The sequence below is a fragment of the Nocardia spumae genome (assembly GCF_020733635.1).
GTDB lineage: Bacteria > Actinomycetota > Actinomycetes > Mycobacteriales > Mycobacteriaceae > Nocardia > Nocardia spumae.
Genome location: NZ_JAJFZL010000001.1, coordinates 2,052,136 through 2,068,762, shown reverse-complemented (window position 1 = coordinate 2,068,762; position 16,627 = coordinate 2,052,136). Strand labels below are relative to the sequence as shown.

Here is a 16,627-nt window from a genome sequence, read left to right as displayed (position 1 = left end):
TTCCAGCGTGCGCGTTCCCGGCGGCCCGGTCACTGCCCTTTCAGTGGCCTTCCGGTGCCCCTCGGCGCACCGCTGTACCCATTGCGGGGACTATCGCCAGGTCAGCGCCTGCACGATGAGTACGAGATACAACACCAGTACGAATACCACAGCGGGAACCACCGGGTATTCCCGGGTCGTCGAATCCGGCGCCGCCACAGCGTCTGTCACCACCGGCGCGTCGTTCGGTGCGACCGGCGTGCCCGGCGGCCGCGGCTCGGACAGCGCGGCCGCACCCGATCTCACCCGCAGGAACGACCACGCCCCGGCGACCGTAACAGCCAGCAGCGGCAGCGGTATCCACATCAGCGACGTCCACGGCATGGGATGCTCCCCGGGCCGCACGAGCAGCAGATCCACCCCGACCGCGACCGTCGCGAAGGACCCGATCGCGACGGCACTGCCGAAGCCGCCCAGCACATTCGAGTAGTACGACTGCCCCGGCCGGGGAGCGCGGACGGTCTTGCGGGCGAACTCGAAATGTAGGAAGGCGCCCGCGAAGATGAGCGCCACCGCCGCTGTGCCCCACCCCGATCGCACCTGACCGGTATCGACGGCCGAGCGCACGATGTAGGCGATGATCCACAACTGCACCGGATAGGTCACGACCAGATTCAGCAGCAGGTTCTCGCGCACCGGCGCCGAGACCGCCTCCAACGCCCACAGCGCCAGTCCGTAGGCCATCGCGGCCACCACCAACACCGCCGACCACCATGACAGCAGCAGCGACGCCACCGTCAGGGCGACCGCGACGACACCGATCGCCACCCACAGTTCGCCCGCCCCGATCGCCCCGGTGACCAGCGGGCGGTCCGGATTGTGCACCCGGTCGTAGTCGAGGTCCTTGATCTCGTCGACCATGCGCAGATACAGCAGCAGCACCGCGACCACGACGATACGCAGCGCCGTCGCCCACCCCGGCCGCCACGGCGCCTCCGGATGCGAGACGACGGCGGCCGTGCCCTCCACCGCGGCCACGAACATCACCGCGTACAGCAGATGATGGGTTTCGTAGCGCACCACCGTGAACCGCGCGAGGCGGCGTACGGAGGTGAGATCGCTCAGCATTCCGCCTCGTCGGTCTCGTACCGCAGACCGATCCGCGCCGCCACCGCGCCGCACTGCACGATCTCGCAATCGATCTGTCCCGGAACCGAATTCGAGATCCGCGCGACACCTTCGGTGCGACGATCCAATTCCACGAATCGCTCGAACGAGCTGGAAACGCCGATCAGCCGGCGCGGCGGGGCCGGCGATATCGCGGTGGCGGTCTGCCGAGCGGCCTCGAGCAGCAGACTGCCCGGCACGTGATCGACCGGATGATCGAACAGGATCGGATGGCCGGTATCGATCACCAGATCCGCCGTCAGCTCCGCCTCCGCGATGCGAACCGGCCCGACGACGACGTTGCGACGATCTCCCCGCCCGACCGCCGGCGGCTCGGCCCGCTCGCCCACCGGCATCGGATCGCCGATCTCGCCCAGCCCCATACTGTCGCGGAATCCGGCGCGCATCGCCGTCCAGCGCGCGGGCGGGACCCAGGTGAACGAACCGTCGACGATCATCAGCGGTTCGTCGCCGCATTCGATCTCCAGCACCATGTCGACCCCGTGCAGCACCTCCCCGCGGCGGTGGCGACGCGAGATCTGCACCGACATGACCAGATCCGCCGGCGCCGATCCGATCCGCCAGCCGTCACCGGCGGCGACCGCGCCGTTGAAGGTGCGCACGATGAAGCCGAAATCCTGTGGTACGCCGAGATATTCGTGTGTCAGGGCGATCGCCGCCTGACGGGCTGCTTCCATCACCAGCATCGGATCGTGTTCGGCGTCCCACGGCGGCCGGTGATCGCCGTAGAACGCGTGCATCCGGGGCAGCTGGGCGCCGACGACGAAATCGTCGGTGCCGACCCGCTGCAGCGAGGTAACGAACACTTCCGCGACCGCACACCGGTGAGCGAGATGACGGGAGATGGTGTGCACATGGCTCGCGGTATCGACGGCCGTGGCGTCGGTGGTCATGGTCGTGCCTCCAACCAGTCGTGTGCGGATACGGGGGGCAGGGTCTGCTGTCGTCCGCCGTTGCGCATGGGAAGTACCAGGGAGCCGAGAACTACGGCCGACCACGCATCGATGCCACGCCCGGTGGCCCAGGCGCGCCGCAGCAGTGCCGCGCAGTGGTCATCGTCATCCGGGTCGAAATCGTCCGGCACCTCGCCGATTTCGGCGACGAGCCGCCGCGTCGCGGCCGCCCGGCCGAAATCGCGGGCCGGGGTGCGGGCGTAGAGTTCGGCCGCGTGGGCCGCGGCCTCAGCACCGCGGTCGGTGTCGGCGGCGATCTCGCGCAGGATCCGCTCGCGTGTCCCGGCGTCGAAGTAGATCGAGAATTCGCGCAGGACATCGGCCGGGTCGTCGGGCGAATGCACCAAATTCAGCAGGTAGCTGTATCGGCCCAGGAGATAACGCAACTCGCCCGGTTGCCGTTTGGCGGGATCGGTCGGCCCCTTGGCGGCGGTGAGCCGCACCGAGGTCGGTAGCGGCGCGTCGTCGGCCGAGACGACGAGCACCAGAGCGTCGGAGATCTCGATCAGCAGATCGGCGAGCCGTCGCCGCTCCGGTGAGGCGATATTCCAGGCGAAATACCACAGTGCGCGCACCAGATGCCGGTCGACCGGACATACTCTGGCGGCCACTACCCGGAAACCGTTGTCCCGCAGCCAACGCAGTGTGGGCTCCACCGCACGTGCGACTATCGCGTCCGGCTTCAGCAATAGCAGGCTGTACCGCCGGGCGAAGTCCGCGGCCTCGATTCCCGCGGCGCCGAGTTGATCGACCGTCTCCTGTACATAGGTGTCGTCGACGTATCGTGCTGCCTTGTCGGGGAGCGGAGTCGACTCCGCCAGCAACTCCGCCATGTTCATCGGTGTCCTCCCGCACCGGTATCGGCCCGGCTCGCGAATCCGGCGAGCACCTCGGTCACCGAGGGCAGCGGCTCGCCGAGATATCCGCTCTCCACACAGTAGTCGAGCAGTTTTCGCAGGTAGTGCTTCCCGCTCGCCGGGCACTCGCGGCCGAGCAGCGCCCGGGTGGCGGTGGTGTCGAAGACCGGCCGGCGCGCGAAATAGCTCGTGTAGAGCGATCCGATGCGCTGGAAGTACTCCCGTTCCAGCGGTTCGAGATCGGCCGCCTCGAAGGAGACCTCCGGGACGAAGGTCGCGACGTGGAACGACGGATACTCGGCGAAGACGTCCGAGATCTCCCGCAGCGACAGCGCGTCGGCGCCGACCGCGTGGAAGGTTCCGCCGGCCGCGGCGTCGAAATCGGTGACCGCCGCGGTGATCACGTCAGCGACGAAGTCCACCGGCGCGGCGGCGATCGTGGCATCGTAGCGACCGGGCAGCGAGCGCAGTTTGCCCTCGACGATCAGCTTCACCACGGTGTAGAGATTCTTGTATTCACGAATCACACCCGTATCGGCCGCACCGGTGACGATGCCGGGCCGCACGATCGCCCAGCGCAGCCCCGGCGTGCTGCGCACCACCCGCTCGGCGCGAAACTTGCTGTCCTCGTATCCGTTTCCGAAGGCTTGGCCGACATCCAGTTCGGATTCGGCGATCACACCGGCGCGCATACCGCAGACATAGGCGGTACTCACGTGCACCAGTGGGACATCCCAGCGCCGGGCCAGTTCGACGGCGTGCGCGGTGCCGCGGACGTTCAGTTCCTCGTAGTCGGTGGTCGTGGCGTCGAAAGCGGTGGTCGCGGCCGAATGCACGATCATGCCGACGCGCGCGCCGAGTTCGGTCACGGTCTCGGTCGCCAGCCCCAGCCCGGCCAGCCGGATATCCCCGCGCACGGTCTCCACGCCCTCGAGGTCGGTGCCGTCGTTGCGCACGATCCGCCCGTTGGTGTGCAGCACCGCGACCACCGGACGCCCGGCCGCGGTCAGCCGCGCGACCACCTCTGCCCCGACCAGCCCGCCCGCGCCGGTGACCAGCACCGTATCTCGCTCGCTCACCACCGCACCGCCTCGACCAGGGCCACCACATCCGCGATGCGCCGCACGCCCGCCAACTGTTCGGGCCGGTACCGCGGTAGCTCGAAGGCGCGCTCGAGGACCAGTGTCAGCTCCATCAGGCGCAGCGAGTCGAAGGCCAGATCCTCGATCAGTCGCATCTCGTCGGTCGGCTCCGCCGGAGCGGCGGGTGCCATCGCGACGACCAGTGACCGGACCTGCTGGGCCACCGGGCTGTCCACGTTCGTCATCGGTGTCCTCCGTCGCGCTGATGGGGTTGATGCCCGCCCGAACCGAGCAGATCTCTGGCCTCGTCGAGGGGCAGTTCGGTGTCGAGGTACACGGCCGGACGCAGCCAGTCGTAGCTGATATCGAGTGTGCGCCGCCACTGCTCCCGCGAGTCGAAGGATGCGGGGAACTGTGTGCCACCGGCGATTTCACGCACCGCGCCCACCAATTCGTCGAGCACGGCCAACGCCTGCGGGCCACCCTCACCCGCCTTCAGGACATCGGAGAATCGCAGCTCGGCCGCCCGGCCGATCAGCTCGCACAGCGCCTCGGCCTCGGGGAGCAGCGCCGCCACGGTGCGCACCGGCGCCACATCGGCGGGCAGTGGGTGAATACCATAGGTGGACAACGCCATCCGCACACACATGGCGATCGTCCGGTGCGCCGCGATATCGGCGACGTCCCCCTGACGGGCCTTCACCGCACCCATCAAATCCTCACGCGCGTTCTCCAGCACCACATTCGACCAGACCACCTCCATGGCACACGCGATGAATCGCTGTGCCGGCAGCGGTGACAGGGTCGCGATGGCCCGGTCGGCGCCACCGCCCGCCAGGCCGAGCGCGGGAACCCGCGCGGACGGCGTCGGCGTATAGGGCCGCAGCGGTTTGCACATCGCCAGCGCCGGTTCGAGCGATTCACCACCGCGCAGCGCCAATCCGACGAATCCGAGCCGGACGAATTCGGCGAGTTCGGCGCCGATCTCGGCCCGGCCGAGGATATCGGCCACCGACTTGCGTGCCACCACCGTCCGCCAGGCCGCGGCAGCACGGTCGGACAGCGCGAAGACGTCCCGATCGTCGCGGACGACGTGCAGCCGTGCACCGACCGGCCAGGTCGTCACCGCATCCCTGCGTGTCAGCAGCACCCGGTCCGGATCGTCGGCCACCCCGACGACACCGAATCGCCCGGCGAGCGCGATGACCTCGCCCAGCTCGGTGGCCGTCGACACCGACCGATAGGCGGCGATGAGCGCCGCGGCGTCGTCACCGGTCCCGATCCGATCCAGCTGTGACGGTGTCCATTTCGTCTCCAGGTACGTCTCGCCTCGAGTGGCGGCCCAGGACTTCACCGCTTGCAGCAGGCCGTCGCGAGCCCATCCGCCCGACTCCTCCGTCGCCCCCATCGCGTGCAGCGCGACCGCGAACCACAGGGCGTGCCGGCTGCGCTCGGCCCACCAGCGCGCCACGATCGCCGCGAGATCCGCGACCGGCAGCACGGCTCGCAACCCGTCCAGATCCACTCCGGATCCGGCTCGCACCACCGTCGCGTTGGCGAAGCGCTGACAGCGGTTGAGCACATCCTCGTCGAGCTCACCGACACGTTGCGCGCCCGCCACCCGCTCCAGCTGGGCCCGCAACTGCGCCTCCGACCGAGTGCGCACCTCGATGCGGCGACCGTCGGCGAAGACGACCGTCGGCAGCGTCGGCATGTCCTCGGCGCCCGGCGCCACGATCAGGAAATCGATATCGGAACCCTCGTTGCCGAATCCCTCCGCCAGCGACCCCTCGAACAAGGCGGCGGAATTCGGGGGCACCGACACCGTTTCCAGTGCGGACTCCAGCAGGTGCTCGACCCGGTCGAGCGGCAGCGCGGGCGCCGCCGCCGGACTCGGCGTCGTCGTGTCGGTGGCGGGATGTTCGGTGGCGCCGTCGAGCCGGCCCTCGGTGTACAGAGCCCACATGTGCCGGCGCCGCGGCTTCCCGCTCGAGGTGCGGCGAATGAAACCGCGCGGCCCGGTGACCACGCCGATCGTGCCCGCCGGCCCGAGTTCGCCGCGAACAACGGTGCGCGCTCGGGCGATCCAGTCCCCGGGGGTGGTTTCGGCGAACAGCACGATGCCCGGCGACGCGGTGCCCGACAGCGCGACCGCGGCCAATTTACCCTTCGTGATGCCGGTTTCGCGGGCCACTTTGGATTCGATGTCCTCCATGAACACCGAGCGGCCCCGGACCTTCAGGCTGGTGCCCATCCGGCCCAGGACGAACACCTCGTCGCGATAACGGAATCCGGCGTCGCCGGAGTACAGCCGCCCGTCGACGATGCGCGTGGAGCCCTCGGTGCCGTCGGTATAGCCCTGGGCGACCGAATCGCCGATCACCACCATCTCGCCGAGCACCCCGTCGGGCAGTTCCCGCCCGTGCTCGTCGACCACGCGGACGGTGGACTCGGGGGTGGAGTATCCGAGACCGGTGATCCAGCCCGGCCCGTTCACCCACTGCCCGTCGGCGAGTGCGGCTTCGGCGATCACCCGCACCGGCATACCCGGTCGCAGTGCCGCGGTGTCCAGGCGCAGCGCGGTCAGCGGCCGATCGCGGGCCGAGGAGGTGACCATCAGGGTGGCCTCGGCGAGGCCGTATGCCAGGGTGTAGGCCCGTGCCGAAAAGCCCTGTGCGCCGGCCAGTTCGGCGAAGGCACGCAGATCGGCCACCTCCACGGGCTCGGATCCCACGGCGAGGGTGCGCCAGCCCGACAGATCCAGATCCGCGATCTCGTGCGGTGCGACCCGATGCGCGACATAGCCGAGGGCGAACGACGGTGAGGGCGAATGCTGGGCATGCGTCATCGCACGCAGCCAGCGCGCCGGATCACGCACGAACTGATCGGGCCGCATCAGATACAGATCGCCCTGATTGGCGACCGTGGTGAGGAAGGCCCCCACCAGGCCCATATCGTGGTAGAGCGGCAGCCAGGACACCATCGCCTCACCGGGTCGCCAATCGATCAGGCGACCGATCATCCGGATGTTGTTGGCCAGGTTGTGCCAGGAGACGCGGACCCCGCGCGGCGTTCCGGTCGATCCGGAGGTGAACTGCAGCAGCGCGGTCTCCGCCGCGGGCGCGAGCATCCGCGCGCCCGGCCTTCCGGACTCGGTGACCACCACCGGCTCATCGGCGCGGCCGGCCTCGGTCATCGCCTGGCGCACCAGGGATTCCAGTTCGACGGAGGTGACGACCACCCGCGGTGCCGCCTGCTGCAGAATCGCGGCGACATGCGAAATGTATTGCGCCATATCGCCGAACATCGGCGGCGCGATCGGGGTGAACACACCGCCACACGCCCACACCGCGTAGAAGGCGGCCACACAGGGGAATCCGGTGGGCATGACGACACAGGCGCCCGCGTCGCCGGTATCGCCGCCGAGCCCGCGTTCACGGAGTACGGCCGCCACCGACCAGGTCAGATCGGCCAATTCCGCGTAACTGCGGAACTGCCAGCCGTCCTCCTCGTCGGCGAGGTGCACACCGGTGCCGGTGGCGGGGTGCGCGAGCCAGCCGCGCACCAACTCCTGATCGTCGTCGACTACCCGCGTTTCATCGGACATCGTGATCCTCCCCTTCGTCGAGCACGGTGACAGTTCCGGCACCGCCGTCCACGCGCAGCGGCATACCGGTACGGACGGTCCTGGTCACGCCCGGGATCTGTACCACCGTCGGGACGCCCAGCTCGCGCGCGACGATGGCCACATGGGTCAGCGGACTGCCGCGTTCGACGACCAGTGCCGTCGCGGACGGGAGCACCGCCACCCAGCCCGGGTCGGTGCGATAGGTGACCAGTACGCCACCGGAGACATCGCGCGGCTCGTCGACCACGACCGCGGGTCCGGTGCCGATGCCACCGCCGGACGGAGTGCCGGTGAAGACCGCTCCCGCGGTGGCGGCCGGAGTGTCGGTGATCGGCACCCACCCGCCGGCGGCCAGTTCCGCGGGACCGAATCCGTCGCCCCGGGTGACGAATCGGGCGGGCGCGACCAGTCGGGCGTCGACCGCACGCTGCTGTTTGCGGGCGGCGACCACTGCCCGCAGCCCGCCGGTCTCGCCCCCTTCGTAGCAGCCGCGCAGTTGCGGCAACGTCAGGTGGAACACATCGGAGAACTCGTCGATGATGTCGCGCCGCACCAGATCTCGTCCCATGATCCGGATGGTCCGCTTCACCATGCCGAATGCCCGGGTGCGACAGAATCGCAGGCTCTCGCGATGGGCCGCGCAACGGGAAACCTTGCGCCGCAACCGTTCGTAGATCCCACGCCGCCAACCACGCAGGTGCGCGTCGAGATACTGTTGCGCGTCGTCGGCGGCGCGGTTCTGCTCCTGTGGCAGCGCGGCCAGCAGCATGACGAACAATCCCGAGGGATCCTCGCGCAGATCCGGGGTCTCCAGCTTCAGCTCGTCGAGACTACGGTATCCGTATCGGTCGATGTAGTCGTCGACCCGAGCCCGGAAATCGTCGCGGCCGGTATCCACGAGCGCGTCGTAGATCCCCTCCGGCGCAGTGGTTTCCAGCAGCGCGCGCAGTTCGGCGTCCGCGCGGACCGCCGCCGCGAGCTCCGACATCGCCCGCGCCGGTTCGGCGGATTCGACATCGGCGCCCGGGCCCGCGACCGCGTACAGGAACCACTCGGGAGCCTTCGGCAGCAGGATCCGGGTCAGCACGTACAGCGATCCGGTCAGGGTCAGCAGCATCGCGTCCAGGACCATCATCGGCCCCCAGCGATGCACCAGTTCCCGGTCGAGCTCGCGATAGCGGGCATAGGCCCGCGGCCCGGTGTCGGCACTGTCGTCGTGGGCTTCGAATTCGTCGTAGACCCGGTAGAACTCGTCGAGGAACCGCCGCATCATCGAGTCGATGTCACGGATTCGCCGGAGGTAGATCGCGGTGGTGCGCGCCCGGGCGATCGCCCGGCTCAGCGGATTGCCGAATTCGAACGGGCGCAGGGTCTTCGCGATCTCGCCGGGCAGCGGTTCGGCCACCCCCAGCGCGGCTTCGAGGACCCGCCGATTGAGCGGATAGCCGGGCGCGATACCGACCATCCGATACCAGTGCAGCAGGTTGTAGTAGACGCGGCCGTGAAAGTATCCGAGCAATACCGGAGTCCAGCTGTCGGTCTGGCGCACCTGCTCCGGCGCGACCCCCAGCGACTCCGCGTAACCGCGGTAGACGCGGCCGTAGATGTCGGCCGCGGTGGTGAAGGTCAGCGGTGAGGTGAGGCCGTTGAAACTCTCGATGATGTTGGAGTTGTCCCAGATTCGCTGCTCACCCTCGGGCACCGCTTCCCCGGCGCCGCGCAGCTGGGCTCCGACCGCGGTGGTGACCGGGCGCGCTTGCAGCACCCACAGCCGACCCTGTTCGTCGAAGGCCCACTCGATGTCCTGCGGTCCTCGTGCCGCCGCCTCGACCCGGCGGCCGAGCTCGATCACCCGGCCCACCCGGTCGGCGTCCAGGGCCGTGCGCGCACGCAGCTCGGCATCGACTTCCACAGCGGTGCAACCCTGTTCACCCTCGGCACGGTAGCGGGTCGACTTCTCCCCCAGGACCGATTCGACCACCGAGCCCGAAATCTTGTCCACCACATAGGTATCGGCGTCCACCGCACCCGACACCAGCCCCTCACCCAGGCCGTAGACCGCGCTGAGCACCATCCGGTCCGTCGCCCCGGTGCCGGGATCGCAGGTGAACAACACACCGCTGCTCTCGGCCGCCACCAGACGCTGGACGACCACCGCCGGGATCGCCGGCAGCGCCAGCCCGTGCGCGAAGCAGTAGTTGATCACCCGCGGCGCCGAGGCCGAGGCCCAGCAGGCCGTGACCGCGGACGCGATCGCCTCCGCCCCCGCCACGTTCAGAAACGAATCGAACTGCCCGGCAAACGAATACGCCGCACCGTCCTCCACCGCGGCCGACGAGCGCACCGCCACCGGGTCCCGATCCAGGCGCTGCCAGATCTCGTCCATCGCCTCGACCAGCGCGGCCGGCGGGGCGGCGGTCATGATGCTCGCCCGCAGTGTCGCGCCGCGCGCCAACGCCTCGTCGAGATCGGTGCTGCGTACGAATTCTGCTGCCGCCGAGACTATCTCGGGCGCCATCTCGTCGAACAGATCCGGCTCGACGACCAGCCAGTCCGGCACCGGCAACTCCGCGTCGCGCAACCGGCGCAATCCGGCCGCCTTCCCGCCGCCGGTGGCCGCGGTCGCGGCCGATTCGGCAAGACCCGTGTCGGATCCGTGCACCAGCTCTCCTGTCATCGTGACCGCGCGCCCGCCCGCGGTCGCATCGCAGAGTTCGTTACGGTTGATCTGAAATGTAATCGTTTCGAATTACTGTGCGTCAGGCATTCGAAATGCCGAGGTGAGCAGGCGATCACCCCGGCGTTGTCTCGATATACCGGCCGCGCTCGCCGGTGTTAACCGAATTCGGAACAAGATCGGCTAGCCGGTCGCCGGGTCCGCGGTTTACGCTACGGTGAGTCCGGCGACGATCGGTGGAGGGTGAAAATCGGCGTGAGTTGGTCATTCACACCGGACGAGTTCGCGCACATCTGGCGCGAAACCGATCTCGATCGCCATCCGTTCCCACTGCGTATCCTCGAAACTCCCCGCACCGAGGACGAGGCGACGAACCTGCGTAAGCAACTCGACACTCGGTTGCCGCTCGGCGCGGACCCCGATCTGTCCGCCTGTCTGCGTATCCTCGCCGCACCGCACACCAGGGTCGTCGCGATCGGCGGTGCGCATACGCCCGGCAGCGAGATTCGCGCGGTCGGGGCCGCGATCTACGACCACGCCGTCCTCGCCGTCCAGGAACCCGGCCGTACGCCGGGCTTCGGCGGGCCCATCCGAGTGTCCATCGGCCACACCGCCAAACTGGGCGCCCGGATCGCCGCACTGCTGCCCGACTGCCCCGCGGGCGGCGAGCCGGCCCGTTCGGCGCCCTCGAACGCGGTCCGTGACGAGGATCGCTCCCGTCCGGCACCCCAGCCCGCACCCCGGATCCGCCGCCTGCTGCTCAAGCCGCACACCGCCGAGGGACATATCCGGATCGAGGCCGGACTGGATCGGGCCACGCCGCCCGCGCCGCTGTATTACACGTGGATCGATGTCGCCGAGGACGGGCGCTATCTACTCAAGGCGGGCGACGAGGTCCACATCGTACCCGCCGATCGGCTGCAGATCGGAACGCATCTGCAGAAACGCATTCCCCGCTGAGCCGCGCCACCGGCGGCACCGCGGGCCGTGCTCCGGCGGCGCCTGGACGGCACCGACCCATTAGGCTGGTTCGTACCGACCGATCTCAGGGGTGCGCATGACGATCGAGACCAGCCAGGCCGATATCGCCGGGTTCCTGCAGGCGGCGCGCGGCGGAACCGTCACCTTCGATCCGGCCGCCGCCCGCAGCTGTGCCGAGATCTATCAGCAACAGGCCGACCGGCTGCGCGAACTGCAGCAGCGCCTGGATTCGGTCTCCCAGCTCGACGGCTTCGGCGGATTCTTCTCGGCCGAACAGTTGCAGGCCGGATTCGGGCGCAAGGCCCGCGACGCGGCCGCACTGCTCGACCACTACATCGCGGCCTCCTATCGCATGAAGGAAGCGTTCCTCACCAGTGCCGGGCTCTACGAGGAGGCCGACAGCGCGCACGCGGCCGCGCTGCGGGCGGTCTCGGCGGGAATCTCGCGATGAGCGCCGAATTCCGTTACGGCCCGGCCCCTTCCCATACCGATCCCGAATATGTGAGCGCGATGGAACATTTCGAGTCCATGACGCATGAGCAGATTCACACGGGCACCGAGAAGATCGACGCGGGTGAGATCCTGCAGGCGTCACTGATCTGGCTGGAGGGGGCCGCCACCCTCACCAGTTCGATGCCGGTCACCCGGTCCCACGCCGAACGCACCATCGATGCCGCGGGCTGGCAGGGCGCGGCCGCCGAGGCGGCGGCCGCGAGCGCGCGCAGTTTCGCCGCGTCGGTCGACGAACTGGCCGCGGTCTTCGCGGAGGTCGGCGCGCGCCTGGGCGCCGTCGCCGGAGCGGCCGAAGCGGTCAAGCTCGCGGTCCCACCACCCGGCGACAGCGGTCCGGTCGGCGCCATCGCCCGCGCCCTGGAAGCGGCCCACGTCCTCGACGCCCGGATCGCGGAGGAGGTCATGCGCCAGGAGGCCATCCTGACGATGAACATGATCTACAAACCCGCCTATTCCACCGCTGGCAGCCGAGTCCCCCGACTTCCGGCCGCACCCGATCCGGTCGATCCTGGACCACGCCCGACCGCCCCCAGGGCGAACGACCGGCCACAGTCGGCCGAACCCCCGACCGGGCCGGCACCTGCGGATACGCCACCCACCGCGCCCGAGCCACCCACGTCCACCGCCCCGAGCCCCACGCCCCCGGCACCGACGACCGCGCAACCCACACCGCCGGCGCCCACACCGAACAACCCCGGGCCGGCGCCGACGCCAGAACCACCACCGCCGACGACCACTCCCGCACCGGCGCCGAGCCAAACCCCCGGTCCCGCACCGGCTCCCGCGCCCCCCGCCACCCCGGCGCCCGCGGCACCGTCGCAACCACCGAGCCCGGGGACCCCGCCGCTCACCGACCAGGACGGCCAGCCCGGCATCACCGGCCCGATCCCGGACCACAACACCCCGACGACTCCCGATCAACCGGGTGTGTCGCCACCGGGCTGACCGGCGGATCACTCAGCGGCGTCGACTCGAACAAGACTGCGGGACAACCACACCGGCGGCCCGCGGCGCCGAGGCGAGTCCGCTCAGACCTTTACCAGGTCGTCGGCGTGGATGACCGGTCGCTGCATACCGTCCGGCAGTTCCGACGTGGAACGGCCGATCATGGATTCCAGTTCGGTGCTGTCGTATTCGACGACGCCCCGGGCCACCACCCGGCCGTCCGGAGCGAGCAGATCGACCACGTCACCACCGTGGAAACGGCCCTTCACCCCGGTGATTCCGGCGGCCAGCAGCGAGCGGCGGGAGGCGGCGACCGCCTTCACGGCCCCGGCGTCCAGATGTACGGCGCCGCGACTGTCGGCGGCATGCCGTACCCAGAACTTGCGGGCGGACAACCGCGAGGAGCGCGCGGCGAAGGCGGTACCGACCGTGGCATCCGCGAGAGCGTCCGCCGCCTCCGCGGCGGCGGCCAGCAGCACCGGCACACCGGCATCGGCGGCCAGGCGCGCCGCCGACAATTTCGACGCCATCCCGCCGGTGCCCAGCGCACCACCGCTGCCGGCGATCACGCCGTCCAGATCGGCGCTGCCGCGTACCTCGGGGATGAACGTCGCCCCGCCCTTGCGCGGGTCACCGTCGTAGAGGCCGTCGACATCCGATAGCAGCACCAGGGCGTCCGCGCCGACCAGATGCGCCACCAACGCGGCGAGCCGGTCGTTGTCACCGAAACGGATCTCGTCGGTCGCGATGGTGTCGTTCTCGTTGACCACCGCGACCGCGTGCAGCGCCCGCAGGCGGTCGAGGGTCCGCTGCGCGTTGCGGTGGTGTTCACGACGGGCGAAGTCGCCCGCGGTCAGCAGAACTTGCCCGACGACGCGACCGAAGCGCGCGAAAGAGGTGCCCCAGGCGTGGGCCAGCGCCAGCTGACCGACACTGGCCGCGGCCTGCTTGGTAGCGAGATCCCTTGGCCGAGCGGATAACCCGAGCGGCGAAATCCCGGCGCCGATCGCCCCCGAGGACACCACCACGACATCGGAGCCCGCCCGCATCCGCGCCTCGATCGCCTCGGCGAGCTTGTCCAGCCGGGCATTGTCGAGTCCGCCCTCGAGACTGGTCAGCGCCGACGAGCCGATCTTGACGACGACACTGCGCGCCGTCCGGATGGCCTGCCGCGTCGAAATCCGCTCCTGCTCAGAATCCACCTGTGTCACAACAGCACTCACTCACTAGAAACGCCACCTGGCCGTGACGCACGACTACCGGGTCTGTGGTCGCCCGCCCCCACCGGTCGATCCGGTGTGACGGGCCGTCACGGCTGGTCCTCGTCCTCCGACACCAGGCCGCGGCGCACCCGTGAGGCGTGCTTGCGCTCGGCCGCGGAGATGCGGTCGGTCTGGTCCAGGCGCGGATCGGTGCCGCGCCCGGTCATCACCATATCGACACCGGCGGAAATCTGCGGCTCCCACTCGAAGCTCACATCACCGATGGTGACCTCGGCGCCGGGTACCGCACCCTGCCGCACCAGCTCGTCCTCCACGCCGAGGCGCGCCAGGCGGTCGGCGAGATAGCCCACGGCCTCGTCGTTGTCGAATTGTGTTTGGCGCACCCAGCGTTCGGGCCGTTCGCCGCGCACGATGAAACCGCCCTCGACCTCCGGATCGGAGACGACGGTGAACGCGGACTCTCCCGCCACCACCGGCCGGATCACCGGACGCTTCGGCGCCGCCTTCGGATGGTCCTCGCGATACTGACGCACCATATCCGCCAGCGCGAATGTCAACGGCCGCAGCCCTTCCCGGCTCACCGCGGAGATGGTGAACACCGGCCAGCCACGCTCGGCGAACTCGGGGGCGACCATTTCGGCCAGCTCGGCGCCGTCGGGGATATCGGCCTTGTTGAGGATCACCACGCGCGGCCGGTCGGCCAGATCACCGAGACCGGCATCGGCCGCCAGCGCCGGGCGATAAGCCGCCAGCTCGGCCTCGAGCGCGTCCACATCGGATACGGGGTCACGCCCGGGTTCCAGTGTCGCGCAATCGACTACATGCGCCAGCACCGCACACCGCTCGAGATGACGCAGGAAATCCAGGCCCAGGCCGCGCCCATCGCTGGCGCCCGGGATCAAGCCCGGCACATCGGCCACGGTGAAAGTGGTGTCACCACTGGACACGACACCGAGATTGGGCACCAAGGTGGTGAACGGGTAATCGGCGATCTTGGGCTTGGCGGCCGACAGCACCGATACCAGCGACGACTTACCCGCCGAGGGGAATCCCACCAGACCGACATCGGCCACGGACTTCAGCTCGAGGACGAGCTCGCGCTCCTCCCCCTCCTCGCCCAGCAGCGCGAATCCGGGAGCCTTACGGGCCCGCGACACCAGCGCCGCGTTGCCGAGACCGCCCCGGCCGCCCCGGGCCGCGATGAAGCGGGTGCCGGCGCCGACCAGATCGGCCAGCACCGTGCCGTCGGCACCGATGACCACGGTGCCGTCGGGCACCCTCAGCAGCAGTTCGCCGCCCTGCTTACCGTCGCGATTACCACCCTCGCCCGGTTTGCCGTTGCCGGCCTTGGCGTGCGGATGGAAGTGGAAGTCCAGCAGGGTGTGCACATTCGGATCGACCTCGAGGATCACATCCCCGCCGTTACCGCCGTTACCGCCATCCGGTCCGCCGAGCGGCTTGTACTTCTCGCGATGCACCGAAGCGCAGCCGTGGCCGCCCTTACCGGCGCGCACGTGCAGCACCACACGATCGATGAATTTGGACATGGCTGCTGGACCTCTGATTCGGTGGACGGTGGTGGTGAGCCTCCCGAAACGGCGAACGGGCCAGGGTTTATCTGCTAAACCCTGGCCCGCTTCGAAGAGTGTGTGGAGAAGGCTCCGGCGCGGCTCAGGCCTGCGCCGGCTCCGGTACCACGATGTTGACGGTCTTGCGGCCACGCTTGGTGCCGAACTGGACCGCGCCCGCCTCGAGGGCGAACAGTGTGTCGTCACCGCCACGGCCGACGTTGACGCCGGGGTGGAAGTGGGTTCCGCGCTGGCGAACCAGGATCTCACCGGCCTTGACGGCCTGGCCGCCGAAGCGCTTCACACCGAGCCGCTGGGAATTGGAATCGCGACCGTTGCGAGAGCTGGACGCACCCTTCTTATGTGCCATGGCTGAAAACTCCTCGATTCGAAACCGGGTGGTTTCGCTAGGTCGAAATTACTTGATGCCGGTGACCTTCAGGACCGTCAGCTTCTGACGGTGGCCCTGACGCTTGTGGTAGCCGGTCTTGTTCTTGAACTTGTGGATCCGGATCTTCGGGCCCTTGGTCTGCTCGACCACTTCGGCGGACACCGAAACCTTGGCCAGCTTGTCGGCATCGGTAGTCAGCTCGGCGCCGTCAACCACCAGCACCGGCGACAGCGATACGGCCGTGCCCGGTTCACCCTCGATCTTCTCGACCTTCACCAGGTCACCGACCGCGACCTTGTACTGCTTTCCGCCGGTCTTGACGATCGCGTACGTTGCCATCGGTCGGCTGCCCTCTTTCCTCAACTAGTGCATCGGCACTCTGTTCGTACGGCCGCCGACCGGTGGACACCGGAAGCCGCCGTACGACTGGTCTGATAGTCGCCGCCGCCTCGGCGCTACGTTCCGCACCGGAGAGCTCGTCTAGAGCCGGATCTCGCGACAGCGCAGTGCTGTCACCGGGCAGCGACTGACCAAGATTACAGGACCGCCACCCCCGTCACCAAACCGGGGTTGTGTTTGTCCGGCCTCGCTCCGCACAGGTGATTCCACCCGGAACGGGTTTGCCGCGCACGAGATGAAGTC

Annotated in this window: 14 protein-coding genes; 3 read left to right on the top strand and 11 right to left on the bottom strand. The window is 69.1% G+C overall.

What is annotated here, in order from left to right:
* Window positions 1–90: 90 nt before the first annotated feature.
* From LKD76_RS08805 to LKD76_RS08775, 7 genes are read right to left on the bottom strand one after another with little or no spacing between them, the layout of a single operon-like run.
* Window positions 91–1,107, bottom strand: a complete 1,017-nt coding sequence (locus LKD76_RS08805) for a UbiA prenyltransferase family protein (protein WP_227980539.1) — start codon at window positions 1,105–1,107, stop codon at window positions 91–93.
* Complete coding sequence (locus LKD76_RS08800) at window positions 1,101–2,060, bottom strand: ScbA/BarX family gamma-butyrolactone biosynthesis protein (protein ID WP_227980538.1); 960 nt, start codon at window positions 2,058–2,060, stop codon at window positions 1,101–1,103. The genes LKD76_RS08805 and LKD76_RS08800 overlap by 7 nt, the downstream gene beginning before the upstream one ends.
* Window positions 2,057–2,959 (bottom strand): nucleoside-diphosphate kinase, encoded by a 903-nt coding sequence (locus LKD76_RS08795; RefSeq protein WP_227980537.1) that lies wholly within the window; start codon window positions 2,957–2,959, stop codon window positions 2,057–2,059. Before LKD76_RS08795 ends, LKD76_RS08800 begins: the two co-directional genes overlap by 4 nt.
* Window positions 2,956–4,056 carry an SDR family oxidoreductase gene (locus LKD76_RS08790; protein ID WP_227980536.1) on the bottom strand — a complete coding sequence of 367 codons (1,101 nt, stop codon included), beginning with the start codon at window positions 4,054–4,056 and terminating at the stop codon, window positions 2,956–2,958. Before LKD76_RS08790 ends, LKD76_RS08795 begins: the two co-directional genes overlap by 4 nt.
* Window positions 4,053–4,304, bottom strand: coding sequence for an acyl carrier protein (locus LKD76_RS08785; protein WP_227980527.1), 252 nt, complete (start codon window positions 4,302–4,304; stop codon window positions 4,053–4,055). The genes LKD76_RS08790 and LKD76_RS08785 overlap by 4 nt, the downstream gene beginning before the upstream one ends.
* The gene (locus LKD76_RS08780; RefSeq protein WP_227980526.1) at window positions 4,301–7,666 is read right to left on the bottom strand and encodes an AMP-binding protein; all 3,366 of its coding nucleotides are present in this window, start codon (window positions 7,664–7,666) and stop codon (window positions 4,301–4,303) included. Before LKD76_RS08780 ends, LKD76_RS08785 begins: the two co-directional genes overlap by 4 nt.
* Window positions 7,656–10,349: a phosphoenolpyruvate synthase gene (locus LKD76_RS08775; protein ID WP_227980525.1), complete on the bottom strand. Its 2,694-nt coding sequence runs from the start codon at window positions 10,347–10,349 to the stop codon at window positions 7,656–7,658. The genes LKD76_RS08780 and LKD76_RS08775 overlap by 11 nt, the downstream gene beginning before the upstream one ends.
* A 270-nt stretch (window positions 10,350–10,619) precedes the next feature.
* On the opposite strand from LKD76_RS08775, the gene LKD76_RS08770 reads away from it, so the two are divergent.
* The 3 genes from LKD76_RS08770 (at window position 10,620) to LKD76_RS08760 (ending at window position 12,803) form a co-directional block, all read left to right on the top strand.
* Complete coding sequence (locus LKD76_RS08770) at window positions 10,620–11,324, top strand: ESX secretion-associated protein EspG (RefSeq protein ID WP_227980523.1); 705 nt, start codon at window positions 10,620–10,622, stop codon at window positions 11,322–11,324.
* Between the two features lie 97 nt (window positions 11,325–11,421).
* Window positions 11,422–11,796 (top strand): hypothetical protein, encoded by a 375-nt coding sequence (locus tag LKD76_RS08765; protein ID WP_227980522.1) that lies wholly within the window; start codon window positions 11,422–11,424, stop codon window positions 11,794–11,796.
* Window positions 11,793–12,803, top strand: a complete 1,011-nt coding sequence (locus tag LKD76_RS08760; protein WP_227980520.1) for a hypothetical protein — start codon at window positions 11,793–11,795, stop codon at window positions 12,801–12,803. The genes LKD76_RS08765 and LKD76_RS08760 overlap by 4 nt, the downstream gene beginning before the upstream one ends.
* An 83-nt stretch (window positions 12,804–12,886) precedes the next feature.
* Here LKD76_RS08760 and proB read toward each other — a convergent pair whose 3' ends face one another.
* The 4 genes from proB to rplU form a co-directional block, all read right to left on the bottom strand.
* Window positions 12,887–14,005 (bottom strand): glutamate 5-kinase, encoded by a 1,119-nt coding sequence (proB, locus tag LKD76_RS08755; RefSeq protein WP_227980519.1) that lies wholly within the window; start codon window positions 14,003–14,005, stop codon window positions 12,887–12,889.
* 107 nt (window positions 14,006–14,112) lie between these two features.
* Entirely contained in the window at window positions 14,113–15,573 is a 1,461-nt protein-coding gene (gene obgE, locus LKD76_RS08750) for a GTPase ObgE (protein ID WP_227980518.1), read from the bottom strand.
* Window positions 15,574–15,697: 124 nt separating this feature from the next.
* Window positions 15,698–15,964: a 50S ribosomal protein L27 gene (rpmA, locus tag LKD76_RS08745; RefSeq protein WP_227980517.1), complete on the bottom strand. Its 267-nt coding sequence runs from the start codon at window positions 15,962–15,964 to the stop codon at window positions 15,698–15,700.
* A 48-nt stretch (window positions 15,965–16,012) separates the two neighbouring features.
* Window positions 16,013–16,324: a 50S ribosomal protein L21 gene (gene rplU, locus LKD76_RS08740; protein ID WP_030512746.1), complete on the bottom strand. Its 312-nt coding sequence runs from the start codon at window positions 16,322–16,324 to the stop codon at window positions 16,013–16,015.
* Window positions 16,325–16,627 lie beyond the last annotated feature (303 nt).

Coding starts and splice junctions, on each gene's coding strand:
- LKD76_RS08800 (WP_227980538.1), bottom strand. CDS start 2,060: ATGACCACCGACGCCACGGCCGTCGATACCGCGAGCCATGTGCACACC.
- LKD76_RS08785 (WP_227980527.1), bottom strand. CDS start 4,304: ATGACGAACGTGGACAGCCCGGTGGCCCAGCAGGTCCGGTCACTGGTC.
- LKD76_RS08795 (WP_227980537.1), bottom strand. CDS start 2,959: ATGAACATGGCGGAGTTGCTGGCGGAGTCGACTCCGCTCCCCGACAAG.
- LKD76_RS08780 (WP_227980526.1), bottom strand. CDS start 7,666: ATGTCCGATGAAACGCGGGTAGTCGACGACGATCAGGAGTTGGTGCGC.
- LKD76_RS08765 (WP_227980522.1), top strand. CDS start 11,422: ATGACGATCGAGACCAGCCAGGCCGATATCGCCGGGTTCCTGCAGGCG.
- obgE (WP_227980518.1), bottom strand. CDS start 15,573: ATGTCCAAATTCATCGATCGTGTGGTGCTGCACGTGCGCGCCGGTAAG.
- rplU (WP_030512746.1), bottom strand. CDS start 16,324: ATGGCAACGTACGCGATCGTCAAGACCGGCGGAAAGCAGTACAAGGTC.
- rpmA (WP_227980517.1), bottom strand. CDS start 15,964: ATGGCACATAAGAAGGGTGCGTCCAGCTCTCGCAACGGTCGCGATTCC.
- LKD76_RS08805 (WP_227980539.1), bottom strand. CDS start 1,107: ATGCTGAGCGATCTCACCTCCGTACGCCGCCTCGCGCGGTTCACGGTG.
- LKD76_RS08760 (WP_227980520.1), top strand. CDS start 11,793: ATGAGCGCCGAATTCCGTTACGGCCCGGCCCCTTCCCATACCGATCCC.